This window comes from Dyella sp. 05T440 (genome assembly GCF_056395965.1).
On record NZ_JBFTKN010000001.1, the window covers coordinates 353,535 to 367,839 of the forward strand.

At 63.7% G+C, this 14,305-nt stretch carries 13 protein-coding genes; 8 read left to right on the forward strand and 5 right to left on the reverse strand.

Features of this window, described 5'->3' with window-relative positions:
* Nucleotides 1-32: 32 nt before the first annotated feature.
* Nucleotides 33-776 (forward strand): FAD-binding oxidoreductase, encoded by a 744-nt coding sequence (locus tag AC1DE1_RS01450; protein WP_441605541.1) that lies wholly within the window; start codon nt 33-35, stop codon nt 774-776.
* Nucleotides 777-1,036: 260 nt separating this feature from the next.
* The gene (locus AC1DE1_RS01455) at nt 1,037-1,417 is read left to right on the forward strand and encodes a hypothetical protein (protein ID WP_441605540.1); all 381 of its coding nucleotides are present in this window, start codon (nt 1,037-1,039) and stop codon (nt 1,415-1,417) included.
* 48 nt (nt 1,418-1,465) lie between these two features.
* Here AC1DE1_RS01455 and AC1DE1_RS01460 read toward each other — a convergent pair whose 3' ends face one another.
* The 5 genes from AC1DE1_RS01460 to AC1DE1_RS01480 form a co-directional block, all read right to left on the reverse strand.
* Nucleotides 1,466-2,479: a fimbrial protein gene (locus tag AC1DE1_RS01460; RefSeq protein WP_441611468.1), complete on the reverse strand. Its 1,014-nt coding sequence runs from the start codon at nt 2,477-2,479 to the stop codon at nt 1,466-1,468.
* A gap of 78 nt (nt 2,480-2,557) precedes the next feature.
* The gene (locus AC1DE1_RS01465; protein ID WP_441605538.1) at nt 2,558-3,514 is read right to left on the reverse strand and encodes a fimbrial protein; all 957 of its coding nucleotides are present in this window, start codon (nt 3,512-3,514) and stop codon (nt 2,558-2,560) included.
* Nucleotides 3,511-6,285 carry a fimbria/pilus outer membrane usher protein gene (locus AC1DE1_RS01470; protein ID WP_441605537.1) on the reverse strand — a complete coding sequence of 925 codons (2,775 nt, stop codon included), beginning with the start codon at nt 6,283-6,285 and terminating at the stop codon, nt 3,511-3,513. The genes AC1DE1_RS01465 and AC1DE1_RS01470 overlap by 4 nt, the downstream gene beginning before the upstream one ends.
* Nucleotides 6,282-7,025: a fimbrial biogenesis chaperone gene (locus AC1DE1_RS01475; protein WP_441605536.1), complete on the reverse strand. Its 744-nt coding sequence runs from the start codon at nt 7,023-7,025 to the stop codon at nt 6,282-6,284. The genes AC1DE1_RS01470 and AC1DE1_RS01475 overlap by 4 nt, the downstream gene beginning before the upstream one ends.
* 85 nt (nt 7,026-7,110) lie before the next feature.
* On the reverse strand, nt 7,111-7,644 hold the full coding sequence (locus AC1DE1_RS01480) for a fimbrial protein (protein ID WP_441605535.1): 534 nt from the start codon (nt 7,642-7,644) through the stop codon (nt 7,111-7,113).
* A gap of 441 nt (nt 7,645-8,085) precedes the next feature.
* Between AC1DE1_RS01480 and AC1DE1_RS01485 the strand changes: the two genes are divergently transcribed.
* From AC1DE1_RS01485 to AC1DE1_RS01510, 6 genes are all read left to right on the forward strand, one after another.
* Complete coding sequence (locus AC1DE1_RS01485) at nt 8,086-8,691, forward strand: hypothetical protein (RefSeq protein ID WP_441605534.1); 606 nt, start codon at nt 8,086-8,088, stop codon at nt 8,689-8,691.
* A gap of 30 nt (nt 8,692-8,721) precedes the next feature.
* Entirely contained in the window at nt 8,722-8,955 is a 234-nt protein-coding gene (locus AC1DE1_RS01490) for a helix-turn-helix transcriptional regulator (RefSeq protein ID WP_441605533.1), read from the forward strand.
* Between the two features lie 13 nt (nt 8,956-8,968).
* Entirely contained in the window at nt 8,969-10,546 is a 1,578-nt protein-coding gene (locus AC1DE1_RS01495) for an alpha/beta hydrolase (RefSeq protein ID WP_441605532.1), read from the forward strand.
* Nucleotides 10,543-11,277, forward strand: coding sequence for an ABC transporter ATP-binding protein (locus tag AC1DE1_RS01500; protein ID WP_441605531.1), 735 nt, complete (start codon nt 10,543-10,545; stop codon nt 11,275-11,277). Before AC1DE1_RS01495 ends, AC1DE1_RS01500 begins: the two co-directional genes overlap by 4 nt.
* Before the next feature lie 2 nt (nt 11,278-11,279).
* The gene (locus AC1DE1_RS01505; protein WP_441605556.1) at nt 11,280-12,482 is read left to right on the forward strand and encodes an ABC transporter permease; all 1,203 of its coding nucleotides are present in this window, start codon (nt 11,280-11,282) and stop codon (nt 12,480-12,482) included.
* A gap of 118 nt (nt 12,483-12,600) precedes the next feature.
* The gene (locus AC1DE1_RS01510; RefSeq protein ID WP_441605530.1) at nt 12,601-14,304 is read left to right on the forward strand and encodes a dipeptidyl-peptidase 3 family protein; all 1,704 of its coding nucleotides are present in this window, start codon (nt 12,601-12,603) and stop codon (nt 14,302-14,304) included.
* The last annotated feature ends 1 nt before the right edge of the window (nt 14,305 follow it).

The following is a 14,305-nucleotide window of genomic DNA, read 5'->3' on the forward strand; positions in this document are numbered from 1 at the left end:
GCCGACGCACGCACTGTTTCCCGGAAAACCCCATGGCAGATCATTTTCAGCTCCGTCTCGTCGACAGCACCATGCTGGCGCCCACCGTCAGGCACATGGCTTTCGAGCGCGCTGACGGCCAGCCGCTGGCCTTCACGCCGGGGCAATTCCTGCAGATCCACTTCAATTACGACGATGGCAGCGCCACCAAGCGCAGCTATTCGGTGGGTACGGTGGGCGATGGCTCCTCGCCGGTGCAGCGCATCGAAATTGCCGTGAGCTATGTGGAAGGCGGCGCCGCCACCAAGTTGCTGGGCGAGCTGCCGATCGGCGGCGAAATCAGCGCCAGCGGCCCCTACGGCCGCTTCTGCCTGCAGCCGAACGACAGCAATGGCCGTTATCTGCTGCTGGCCACCGGTACCGGTGTGACGCCGTATCGCGCCATGCTGCCCAAGATCACCGAGCTGGTGAAGCAGGGCCGCGAGGTGGTGCTGCTGTACGGCGCGCGCAACGAAACCGAGCTGCTGTACGGCGAGGAGTTCGAGGCCTTTGCCCAGGCTAACCCCGGCTTCACCTTCCATGGCTGCCTGAGCCGCCAGCCCCGCGAGGTGCCGCGTCCGAACGATCGCCCCGGCCACGTGCAGCAGGTGCTGGCCGAGCTGGCGCCCAGCGCCGAGCGGGACATCGCCTATCTTTGCGGCAACCCGAACATGGTCGATGCGGCGTTTACCGCCCTGAAGGATTTCGGCCTGCCGGTGGCGCATATCCGCCGCGAGAAGTACGTCTCCTCACGTTAAGTCGCGCAACCGATCCTAAACCGTTGCCCAACAAGACGCTCAAGTTCGGCTGAGACCGGCCGCTAACCGGATCAGCCCGGCGACGCCCTTCGCCACTGCCCAATCCGCCGTTCCACGGGTCGCCTTCCCGACACCCGCCAAAAGCGTGACGCAGTTCACGTTGCGAAGACCTGCGCGGGTTTTCGATATCAAGCGCAAGGGGCCCACGCCGATAGATCCCATCAGGTATCCCCAAAAAGGGGGTACGGGAAGGGGCGATTATGAAGGGCTGGATTCGCAAGACCTGGATGGGTTGCGTTGTCGCCGTGTCATTGGGTGTGCCGGTGGCCCACGCCGATGGGGGAACGATCACGTTCTCCGGAGCCGTGGTGGCGCCCACCTGTGCCGCCAGCAGCGAGAGCATGACCGCGATGTTGCCAGCGCAACAGGCGGCGACATCGCGTCGACGACTCGAATGCGGTGGCGATGGTTTGCCCGGCACTGCCTCGCATGCTTTTCCCTCGTCCTATACGTTGACGGTGGAGCCGCTGGAGTCGTCTTCCCTGAGCGCCGATCGTCTGATCGGGTACTTTTCCGGTTATGTGAAAGCGTCTGGCCATGCGGACGCTCGCATGAACTTGGTCACTCAAGCGTACGATTGATTTATCGGCGGCAACCCGCACCGCTTGAGTGCCAATTGCGCGCCATCGCTATTGATATGTCATGGTGAAAGTGGCCGTGGCTTTCACACTGCCTGCGCCCACAGCGCCCGTCGCGTAATACTGCGCGTAGTAGGGCAACGACAACGTACCGTTTGGCGCCGCGCCCAGCGACTTAGAGGTATTGAACGTCACCGGGTTGAACGTACCGTCCAGCAACTGCACGTTGACGTTGGCGGCTGTACCCGAATTGGCGATGGTGCCCGTGGCAACGCCGGCCGTGGACGGGATCATGGTGATCGATACGTTCGCGCCCGACTGGCACGTCAGGTTGATCTTGAACGGTGTACGACCCGCAACCGCGCCGTTGGTTTTCAGCGCCTGCGTGCTTACCGTGGGCAGCGTCACCGTGAGATTTGTGGAATCGGTATTGACCGAGCAGGCTTGCACGGCGATCGCCGCGGAGTTGAGCGTGAGCGTCGACAGTGGCCCCACGCTGTTCGTCGATCCGTAGATGTACCACCAGAACTGCGCGAGCTGGATCGACGACACCGTGCCTGCTGTCACGGCCCCCGTCTTCATGAATTGTCCGGTCAGCGTCACCGTGGTGGAGTTCTGGGCCTTCGTCATCGAGGCCGCCTCCCAACCCGGCGTGGATCCGGGGCCGCAACGCAGGCAACTGTTGTCTGACGCCTGCACTGGCGACGCCGTCAGTACGAGCGCGATGCCGGGAACGTTGGTTGCGAAACTGATGCCGCCACCGGCCGGAGGATCGGAAGCATCGCGCGGCGCAAGGTTGCCGACCTGGATGGTGGCCGTGTCCGAGGTCGCCAGGCCACTGCAAGTGAAGGTGATGCCGATGGTACCGGGCGTACCGAGTTTCGTGCCCACGGGCGTGCCCGTGGTGACCGTCACGCCGGCAACGCTGAGCGCTGCGCCGGCCGGACTGGCCGAGCAGGTCGCCGCCGCGGCATACCTCGGCATGAAGCCGAGGCAGGGCAGCACAAGCAGCAGCCAAACGGCGCGATGCGCAAACCGGCCCCGGTCATGATGTAACGGCGACATGTCGCAAACCTCCAGGAAATCAGAACACCTCCGTGACGCGCATTATTAGCGCATCGAAGGATTTCCCCTGCGACCGAATTATGGATAGCTGATTGTGAAAGTGGCCGTGGCATTCACCGTGCCGGCGGTGACGCCCGTCGTGACGGCGTAGTAGCGCGCGTAATAGGTTAGGTTGAGGGCGCCGGTAGGTGTCGTGCCGGCATCGGCAGCGGCGCCGAAGGTGATGGGATTGAACTTGCTGTCAACGAGTTGCACGCCGACGTTTTTCGCCGTACCAGTCGGTGTGATTACGCCAGTGGTTCCGTTCGGCTGTTTGTTCGTGTCGAACTGGATGGCGATGTCCTGGCCAGACGCGGCACTGGAGCAGCTCAGTCCGATATTGAACGCAGTGGCGCCGGCTGTGGCTCCAGCCACGTTGAACGCGGTATTGGAGACGGTGGGCAGCGTTACCGAGATGCTCGGCGTGGTGACCGTGCATGTGGGCGCCACGAACTTCACGTTGTTGGCCAGGACGAAGTCCTCTACGCGCAAAGTGTTGCGTGACCCCTGGTACTGCCAGAAGCCAACCGTTCCGGCGTTGAGCGTGGACCCGGCGGTGATAGGGGCGGTCTTGACCAACTGGATGGCCGACTGCACCGACAACGCGTACGTGCCCGAGGCGATGGTGTCGAAACCCCACGGGGGCAGGAACTTGCTGGAGTCGGGGTGCAGGATGCGATAACCCACGCCAGCGACACCCGTCGGATAGATCGTCGAGCTGCCGTTGGGCTGACCGCCGGGGAGAAGATTGATCACGCCGATTGTCGTTGTGCTTCCGCAGTCGACCGAGGAGGTCTTGGGACTGGGGTCGACCGCGGGCGAGGTGGCCAGCACCGTGCCTACCGGGGCACTGGGATCAAGGATGATCGTGGCCGGAAGCGTCATGTTGACCAGTTCCTTGTTGCCCGTCAGCGTGCACGAGGCGAACGACGTCATCGGCAGAAACGCGAGTGACAGCAGAACCAGGAGGGTCAATGCGGAACGAAGTTGGCTCATGACGCGTTTCCACTGGAAGCGATGGGCGAGCAGGTGGCGTCGATCGTTTCCAGGCCGTCCATCTTGGCGCTCTTCTTGTCGAATGGCTTGAGGTGATAAGAGAAGCCGCAGCTGATCGGTGAGCTGTCATCGAGCTTCCACTGCACGTTGAGGCGGCCTTCGTCCTTCGCACCGCGCACCAGCGCGCGACCGCCCTGGCCTACCACGCCGATGGGCTGGTTCTTTTCATCGACAATGTCGGCGCCAAACGGGATGGCCTTGCCGTCCGACTGGCGGATGCGCAGCAGCACCGTGCGGCCGTTTTCCGTCTTGAACTTGAGCATCACCACCGCGCCGGCGTGCGGAGCAACCTGGGCGCTGGTGGCTTCCAGCTGCACGTTCAGCGGGAGGCCCTTCGGATCGATCTGCACCGTGTTGAGGCCGTAAGGCGTCATGTACGGCACTAGTGCATAGCCGAAGCGGTCGATGCGGACGCCGGAGGAGTTGAGCACGCGCGCACCGGCGGCATCCTTGGCTTCGACAACGGCTACCGTGTCGCCCATCGGCAGGCCGAAGGTGACGCCGCCGGGGTGAACAACGACGGCGCCGGACACGCCAAGCGACGCCTGCGAATAGCCGTTGCCTGCACCCACGCTTCCGTTGAACTGTGCATAGGGGCTGCGGTAACCCGCGTAGACCGTACCGGCATTGCCACCGCTGCCACCGTCGCCCTGGCCGTTGTCGTGCGAGGCCGTGGCGCCGTAGCTGAACTGGTTGTCCACGCCCAGGGTCCCGTTGATCGTCGCCTGGTCCAGCGTATGGCCCGTGCTGTCGTGGGTGAGGTTGGCGCCGAAGTTCGGTGCATGCACGCTGTTGCCGAGCGGCAGCGTGAAGCTGGCGAAGATCTGGTTGCTCATGCGCGAGAACGCATCGCGGGTACGCGTGGCGGAGATCGTGTAGCTCAGGCGGCGGAACGTATTGTTGTAGCCGGCCTGGAACTGCACATCCGTGCCGTTGCGGTTCCAGTAGTCAATGGCCGAGCCGGTGACATAGATCGTGCCGCCGTGGTCGCCCAGGCGCTGGTTCAAGCTGATGTCGAAACGGCTGCGCTGGCGATCGAGCTGGCTGGTGTAGGTGCTGAAGTTGCCCTGGTTGCCCTGCAGCGCGCGGATCTGGTCCGGCGTGAGCAGGTTGGTCGTGGTGACACCGTCGATCGTGGTCTGCGTGGACGGGTCGACGTAGCGATAACCGTTGGCGATGTCGCGCATGGTCATCGCGTCGCGCAGGCCAAGGTATCCGCTGGTGGAGTAGCGGTAGGTGGCAACCGTCAGCGAGGTGTTCGTGTCCGGCAGCATCTTGCTGTAGCTCAGGCGCACGCTCTGGCCGTTCTGCGTGGACTGGCCCGGGATCTCCGTGCGTGCGTCGGTCAGGTCGAGCGCCAGTGCACCGTACTTGGTATTGAGTGCGGTGCCGATCTGCACCGCGCCGTAGCCATTCGTGCCGACCACGCCCGCGTAGCCGGTGAGCATGTTGGTGATGCCGCGCTGCAGGGTGGCCTCTACCAGCGCCGGATGTGCGTGAATCGAAGCGTCGTGCAGTTCGCCCGCGGCGACGGAGAAGCGCATCACGCCCGGACGCAGCAACTGCGGCACCGAGGCGTATGGCACGGCGAACGAACGCACACGCCCATCCGCTTCGGTCACGGTCACGGCCAGGTCGCCGCCGTAACCGGTGGCGTACAGGTCGCTGATGGTGAACGGGCCCGGTGCCACCGTGGTTTCGTACAGCACGATGCCGTTCTGGCGAACGGTTACCTTGGCATTGGTTTCGGCCACGCCGCGCACCGTCGGTGCGTAGCCACGCAGAGAATCGGGCAGCATGCGGTCGTCGGTGGTCAGCTGGACACCGCGGATACTCACCGCGTCGAACAGATCGCCACTCGTGTAGGAATCGCCGATGGTCAGCTGCGAGCGCATGGAAGGAATGTCACGGCGCACGTAGGTATCAATGTTCTGCCAGTGCGTGGTCGAGGGCGTGCCCGCGGCACCGCCCGACTGCATCACCACCGTGGAATCGTTGCGCAACTGCCAGCCAGCCAGATTCAGACCCGCATTGAGGCCCAGGAACGACGAGGTCTGCGTGACGCCGTTGCTGTGATTGCGGTAGCTGTTGAAGTTGTAGTTGAGCAGGGCGGCGTTGACGCCACGGTCCCAGTTCTCGGGGCTGACGTAGCCGCGCGCGCGGGTACCCAGCCAGGCTTGCGGGATGCTCACGTCCAGTCGCAGGTTCGGCTGATCGAAATTCATCGTGGCGGCGGGAATCAGGTCGCCGATTGCCACGCAGCTGCCCGCGTCGTTGGCCAGCTTCGCCTGCTGTTCGGCGCTGAGCTTCTGCATCGGCAGACCGAACTGCTCGAACATGGCCTTGGTCAGGCATGCGATGGCCGGCGCATCCGCCGAGGGCGAAGCGAAGCGCACGTCGGCGCGGCCCATCCAGGCGTTGTTGACGAAGATATCCGTGCGATACACGCCAGGCATCACCACGTTGCCGCGCTCGAAGCGCGAGAGGTCGTTCGTGTTGCTGCCGGCGCCGGAGAGCAGGCTGCGATCGAAGTTCGCATCGATCGCTGCCGATGCATCGGCACCGGAGGCGGCTGCGGCGGCAGCCGCATGGGAAGAAGCACTCAGGCCAAATAGCACGCCGGCGATAGCCACGCTCAGCACCACGCGGGCGCCGACGGCGAGGCCGTTGGTGCTCGTGCGGTGGCTATGGCAGGCGCGCAGATGAATCACGGCGACACCGTGCTCTTGTAGCTGTCGGCTGCGCCGTAATCATTGATGGCCGAGAACGACACGACACTACCGGCCGCCGGCTTCTGACTGTTGCCATGCAGCGGCAGGCGCAGGTCCGACAGCGGAGCGACCATGCCGATTTCGGCACCGACGTTGTTACCGCCACTGGCGACGGACAGTTCGGAGATCGTTACGTGGTAGGGCGTGGGGTTGTGCGCTTCAAGCGCAAAGCCCTTGCCGTCGGCCACGATCTTCCAGGTAAGCGCGCCCGGTGCCTTGAGCGGGTCGCCCTGCAGGCCGGTCGGACGGTAGAAAAGCTTCAGACGCGAACGCAGCGCCAGCTGCAGAAGATTCTGGCCTTCCGCTTGCGGGCCGGTGGGCTTGGGCGGCACTTCGAGCACGTTGAGCCAGAACAGCGATTCCCGGTCAGCCGGCAGCTGCTCATGGGTGAAGACAACGCGCAGGCTCTGTTCCTTCTTCGGCTCCATGCGGAACAGAGGAGGGGTGATCAGGAACGGCACATCGACTGACTCGGGCGTGGAATGCACGTCGCCGCGGTCGATCCAGGATTCCACCAGCACGGGGTGGTCGTTGTCGTTGGTCAGACGGACGGTGACTTCGCCGTCCTTCGCGGGGAACACCACGCGGGTGCCGCCGATCAACACATTGGCCTGGGCCTGGGGAGCGCTGAGACACAGGGCCATCAGGCCCGCGCCGATTGCGCAGACTAACTTCCTCATCGGGAATTACCTCAGTGGGATCAGGGCCGCTGATGTTGTCAGCGGGAGTGCGCCGGAGCCAGGTGGCTCCGGCGCGTGTTGCGACTTACTGGTAAAGCATCGTGAACTGGACGCTGGTGGCGACCGTACCGGCACCCGCAGCGGCGGTGGCGTAGTACTGGGCGTAGTAGTTCAGCGTGCCGGCGCCGCCGGTCAGCGTGGCCTGGGTCGAGTTCTGTGCGCCCGAAGCGCTGTTCAGCGCGATGGCCGAGAAATCAGCGCCATTGAGCAGCTGCACTTCAACGCCGGTGGCGGTGCCGGTGGCGTTCTTCAGGTTGCCGTCGCCCATCACGGTCGGACCCGGCTCGAAGAAGGTGGTGGCCTTCGTCAGCGAACCGCAGCCGGTCAGGGCGATGGAGAACGGGGTGCGGCCGGCAACAGCGGCTGCGGCATTCAGCGAGGTGGTCGACACGGTCGGCAGGGTCACGGCGATCGCGGCCGGGCTGTTGGCGCCGTTGATCTTGCAGGTCGAGGCGTTGATGTTGCCGCTGATGGTGATGGTGCCGTCGACGGCCGAGGCCGAGAAGGCAGCGGTGCCGAGGATGGCGGCCAGAGCGGCGGAAACCAGAATCTTCTTCATACGATGTCCTTTGATTGACGTAAGTTTTTGAGCAAGCAACGAGTCATGCGCTTTCGGACCAAATGGGACATCGCCCCCCGCAGCGCCTTTTAGGCTTCTGGCCCCCACCCCTCGGGTCGGTCTTCCAGTTCGCTTACCGCCCTCAAAGCAACCCCCGTGCCAACGACAGCGAGACGCTAAAAACCCCGCAATCTGCCGAAAGTGAGATGTAGTTGTTAAATGCAAGTGACGAATTTTGTGAGTCGAGCTGGGTCACATCCGACGCTATGGGCAGCTCAATGTGCAAATTGGGTCACATTTTCGGAGATGTCCGATGGCCAGGACCGTTAAGTTTTGCGCCGGGCCGGCCGATACAGGCCTCTGTGTAAAGCGTGCTTGACACGCCTCAGGGGCTGGACGTAGCCTGTGTCAAGTCAGCTTGACACTGGACTCAGGGCCTCTATGTCTCGCCTCACCTATCGGCAATACCAGCGGCGCACGCTGTTCGCGATCACCCTCTATACGGTGTTCATGCTGTCCGTCTGGCCGATCGTCCATACGGTCGGCAGCCTGCCCCTGAAGATCCTGCTCGCGCTGGCGCCGCTGCTTCCCATGTTCTACGTGCTGGCCCAGCTGGCCCGGCTTATCCGCGACAGCGATGAGCTGGAGCAGCGCACCCATCTGATCGCCTTGGGCGTGGCGACCGGGGTAACCGCGGCGCTGAGCTTGTTGGGTGGCTTCCTGTCGATTGCGCAGGTGCTGCCGCTGGATGGTTCGGTGCTGATCTGGGTCTTTCCACTGATGATGGCCAGCTACGGAATCACTCGCTGGTACGTGGCGCGCGCCTATGGGCATGACGCGGCCTGCACAGGCGAGAGCGGCCTCGCGCCGGCCGGTCGTCTGTTGCTGCTCGCCCTGATCACGGGCGTGGCAGCGCTTTACGCATGGCGACATGACTGGGACAGCTTCCGCATCGGGCTGTTGTGCGGCATGGCGGGCGCGTCGGCGGTGCTCGGGCTGCTGCTGGGCATGGCGCGCTGGCGCACGCGTGGGCTGCCCGATGACTAACCGGAATCGTCGTGCCCTGGTGGGCGTACCGTGAATAACCGTATCCGTGAACTGCGCGGCGAGCACGCCTGGTCGCAGGCCGACCTGGCCGATCGTCTGGATGTATCGCGCCAGACGGTGAACGCGATCGAGACAGGCAAGTACGATCCAAGTCTGCCGCTGGCCTTCAAGATTGCGCGGCTGTTTGGCCTTTCCATCGAATCGATCTTCGAACCGGAACCGCCGGTGACGCTACCGGCGATTTCGCGACATCCAATGGAGTGAGGGGAGTACACCCATGGCAAGCAAAGGACGAACCGCCTTTCGCCTAGGCATCGTGGTCATCGCACTGGCGATACTGGGCTGGAAGCAATTTCATCCGCAGGCGAGTGCAGGCGCGCAAGACACCGCCGCTTCCGCCGACACAACCCAGGCGCCCGCCAAAGCCGCTAAACCGCAGACGTGGACGCTGGGCTCGCTCACGCTCACGCCGTGCGAGCTGGGGGAGCCCAACAGCGGGCTTTCCACTGCCGCGTGGTGCGTACCGTTCGAAGTGCCCGAGAATCGCGACGATCCGAACAGCCGCAAGATCCACCTCAAGCTCGCGGTGATCCGCAGCAGTGCACAGGTCGCCAGCAAGGACATGCTGGTGATGCTGGCGGGCGGGCCGGGACAGGCGGCCACGGAATCGTGGCCGGGCGTGTCGACGGCCCTGCAGCCGCTGCTCGCGCATCGCCATGTGGCGCTGCTCGATCAGCGTGGCACCGGCGGCTCCAATCCGCTCACCTGCAAGGATGAAGGCGAGGGCACGGAAGGCGGCTCCGAAGATGTCGACGCCAGTCCTGAGCGGCAGAAGCAGGAAACCGAACGTTGCCTCAAGCAGCTCGACGGCAAGGCAGATCCTCGCTACTACACCACCACCATCGCCGCACAGGATCTGGAAGACGTGCGCAAGGCGCTGGGTTCGCCGACCTTTGATCTGGTCGGCGTGTCCTACGGCACGCGCATGGCGCAGCAGTACGCCATGCGTTATCCCCAGGCCGTGCGCAGCCTGGTGCTCGATGGCGTGGTGCCGAACGAACTGGTGCTCGGCGAAGACTTTGCCCGCAACCTCGACGATGCGCTCAAGGCGCAGTTCGCGCAGTGCACGGCCAACGAGGCCTGCCGCAAGCGTTTCAACGATCCGTACCAGACGCTGTTCCAGCTGCGCGACGCGCTGCGCGCCAATCCGCACAAGGTGAGCTTCCGCGATCCGCAAACCTATCAGAGCGTGCAGCGCACCCTCAGCGAATACTCGCTGGCCAGCGTCGTGCGCATGTTCGCCTATTCACCGCTCACGGCCGCACTGCTGCCGCTTTCCATCGATGCCGCGGCGCATGGCGACGTCGGCCCGCTGCTGGGGCAGGCCAAGCTGCTGTCGGGCGATCTTTCCGACACCATGAACGGCGGCATGCAGCTCGCGGTGATCTGCAGTGAGGATGCCGATCTGCTGACGCCGCGCGAAGAGGATGCGCACAGCATCCTGGGCACGCGCATGGTCGATACGCTGCGCAACACCTGTTCGGTGTGGCCCAAGGGTTCGCGGCCGGCCGATTTCCACGAGCCGCTGAAAACCGATACGCCGGTGCTGCTGTTCTCCGGCCAGTTCGATCCGGTCACGCCGCCGCGCTACGGCGACGAGGTGGCCAAGAACCTGCCCAACTCGCGCCACCTCGTGCTCGCCGGCCAGGGTCACAACGTGATCAACGCGGGCTGCGCGCCGCAGATCGTCAAGCACTTCATCGAAGACCTCAAGCCCAAGGTACTGGACACCACCTGTCTGGAGCGGATGCATCCCACGCCGACCTTCATCGACTTCAACGGAGCGACGCCATGATCGAGGTAAAGGATTTACACAAGGCGTTCGGCACCGTCAAAGCGGTGGATGGCGTCAGCTTCAAGGCTCGCGATGGCGAGATCACCGGCCTGCTCGGTCCCAACGGTGCAGGCAAGACCACCACGCTGCGCATGCTGTATACGCTGATGAAGCCCGATCGCGGCCAGGTGCTGGTGGACGGCATCGATGCCGCCAGCGACGCGCTTGCCGTGCGACGCCAGCTGGGCGTGCTGCCGGATGCACGCGGACTGTACAAGCGCCTCAGTGCGCGCGAAAACATCGATTATTTCGCTCGCTTGCACGGTCTGCCCGAGGACTTGATCGTCAGTCGCCGCGAGGCGCTGGTGAAGGCGTTGGAAATGAGCGACTTCGCCGATCGCCGTACCGAAGGATTCTCCCAGGGCCAGCGTGTGAAGACGGCGATCGGGCGCGCGCTGATCCACGATCCGCGCAATGTCATTCTCGATGAACCGACCAATGGCCTGGATGTGATGGCCACGCGAGCGCTGCGGCAGTTCATGCAGCAGCTGAAAAGCGAGGGGCGCTGCGTGCTGTTCTCCAGTCACATCATGCAGGAGGTGGCGGCGCTGTGCGATCGCATCGTGGTCATCGCCAACGGCCGCGTCGTGGCGGACGAATCGCCGGCTGCGCTGCGCGACCAGACAGGCGAGGCTAACCTCGAGGATGCCTTCGTGAAGATCATCGGCAGCGAAGAGGGCCTCGCCGCATGAACATGAAAACTATCACGCCGGTGGCACGCACGCGCGCCTTCCTCACCGTGTACATGAAGGAGGTGCGCGAGAACCTGCGCGACCGACGCACCATCATGAGTGCGTTCCTCACCGGTCCGCTGCTGGGGCCGATCATCATGGTGATGTTGCTCAACATCACTCTCAACCGTCAGCTGGACAAGGCCGAGAAGCCGCTGCCGGTGCCGGTGGCCGGGGCCGAGTACGCCCCCAACCTGATCAACGCCTTGAAGGCCGAAGGCATCGTACCCAAGCCGCCCATCGCCAATCCCGAACTGGCCGTGCGCAAGCAGGATGCCGATGTGGTGCTGCGCATTTCGCCCGACTATGCCACGGCGTGGCGCAAGGGCGAGGCCGTGCAGGTGGAGTTGATCTACGACTCCTCGCAACGCGATGCCAATGCTGCGGTGGATCGTTTGTCGCAAGTGGTCGAAACCTATGCACGCCAGCAGGGTGCGATGCGTCTGGTGTCGCGCGGACTTTCGCCGAGTACCGCGTGGCCGGTGGTTGCCGCCAAGCGCGACCAGGCCACGGCGCAGGCGCGTGCCGCACTGGTGTTTTCGATCCTGCCGTACTTCTTCGTGCTCACCGTGTTCATGGGCGGCATGTATCTGGCGATCGATCTCACTGCGGGCGAACGCGAGCGGCAATCGCTGGAACCGCTGTTCGCCAATCCGGTGGCGCGCTGGAAGATTCTTGCCGGCAAGCTGGCGGCCATCTGCACGTTCTCGGCGATCAGCCTGCTGATCAGCCTGTTGGCGTTCGCCGTGGTGGGCCGTTTCATTCCGACGGAAAAACTCGGCATGGAGCTGGATCTCGGCCTGCGCTTCAGCGGGCAGGTGTTGTTGCTGATGCTGCCGCTGATCGTGTTGCTGGCCGCGCTGCAGTCGATGGTGGCGGCATTCGCCAAGAGCTATCGCGAAGCGCAAACCTATGTTTCGCTGCTGATGTTCGTGCCGGTGCTGCCCAGCATCCTTCTGTCCACCATGCCCATCAAGGCACAGGAATGGATGTACGCCGTGCCGCTGCTCGGGCAGCACCTGGGCATCATGCAATTGCTGCGTGGCGATGGCGTCACGGCGGACCAGTTCGGCCTGTGCCTGGCGGGTAGCCTGGCCGCCTCCATTGTGGGGGTGCTGGCGACGGCGCATTTGTATCAGTCCGAGCGGCTGGCGATTTCGGGGTGAGGTAGGCGCTGTTTTTTAGCTCGTCATTCCGGCCTGCGCCGGAATGACGAAAATGGAGGTAGACGCGCGTAACTCGCCGCGCGCTACCATGGCGCTTTCCTTCTATCGAGAAAGCGCCATGCGTCGCCATCTGCTTGCCCTGAGTCTTATCGCCATCCTGGCCGGCTGCAGCTCGCACGATAGCAACGCGCCTGCCGGAGCTGCTTCCGCGCCCGCGCCGGCCAGCACCACGCCGACCGTGCCGCCGCCGTCCACGGATGCGGACATCGCCACCCAGGGCTTGGCCAACTACGCGTCGGTCAAGCTCACGGCGGATCTCTCCGGCTTCGACGACAAGCAGAAGCAGATGATCGCGCTGCTGATCGAGGCGGCCGATGTCACCAACGACATCTACTGGCAGCAATCGTGGGGCGACAAGGCTGCCTTGATGGCGCGCATTCCCGACGATGTCACGCGCCAGTACGCCCAGATCAACTACGGCCCATGGGATCGCTTGAACAACGACCAGCCCTTCGTCGCCGGCGTGGGTCCTCGCCCGCCGGGCGCCCAGTTCTATCCGGCTGACATGACCAAAGAGGAATTCGACAAGTCCGATCTCAAGGACAAGGCCGGCCTCTACACCGTGCTGCGTCGAAATGCCCAGAACGCACTGGCGGTGGTGCCTTATCACGAGGCCTACCAGGCCGACCTGCAGCGCGCCGCCGGACTGCTGCGCCAGGCGGCGGATCTGTCAGCCGACAAGGAATTCGCGGGCTATCTCAAGAAGCGCGCCGATGCCTTGCTCAGCGACGATTATCGCCCCAGCGATTTCGCCTGGATGTCGATGAAGAATAATCCGGTCGACATCGTGATCGGTCCCATCGAAACCTATGAGGACCAACTGTTCGGCTACAAGGCCAGCTACGAAAGCTATGTGCTGGTGAAGGACCAGGCGTGGAGCGCCAAGCTCGCGCGCTTCACCAAATACCTGCCCGAACTGCAGCGCGAGCTGCCGGTGGGCGACAAATACAAGGCCGAGAAGCCCGGCGCCGATGCCGATCTCAATGCCTACTTCGCCGTGTACTACGCGGGCGACGCCAACGTCGGCGCCAAGACCATCGCGATCAACCTGCCCAACGACGAAGAAGTGCAGCTGAAAAAGGGCACGCGTCGCCTGCAACTGGAAAACGTGATGCAGGCGAAGTTCGACAAGATCATGCTGCCGATCGCCAAGGCGTTGGTGGCAGACGATCAGCAGTCGCACCTCACCTTCGATGCCTTCTTCGAGAACACCATGTTCCATGAAGTCGCGCACGGCCTGGGCATCAAGAACACGCTCAACGGCAAGGGCATGGTGCGCACGGCCTTGAAGGACCAGGCATCGAGCTTCGAGGAAGGCAAGGCCGATATCCTCGGCCTCTATATGGTCAGCAAGCTCGCCGACAAGGGTGAGCTGGACAAGTCCAAGCTGATGGACAACTACGTCACCTTCCTCGCCGGCATCCTGCGCTCGGTGCGTTTTGGCGCCAGTGATGCGCACGCCAAGGCCAACATGGTGCGCTTCAATTTCTTCCAGCAGCAGGGTGCTTTCAGCCGTGACGCCACGACGGGGCGCTATCGCGTCGACTTCGACAAGATGACGGCTGCCATGAACGCGCTGTCCGCCAAGTTGCTCACCATCCAGGGCGATGGTGATTACGATGCCGCCAAGCAGCTGACCGATCGCATGGGCAATGTCGACGCCGCGCTGGCTGGTGATCTGAAGCGGCTGGATCAGGCGAAGATTCCGGTGGATGTAACGTTTGAGCAGGGGTTGGAGACGTTGGGGCTGCAAAAACCCTGAC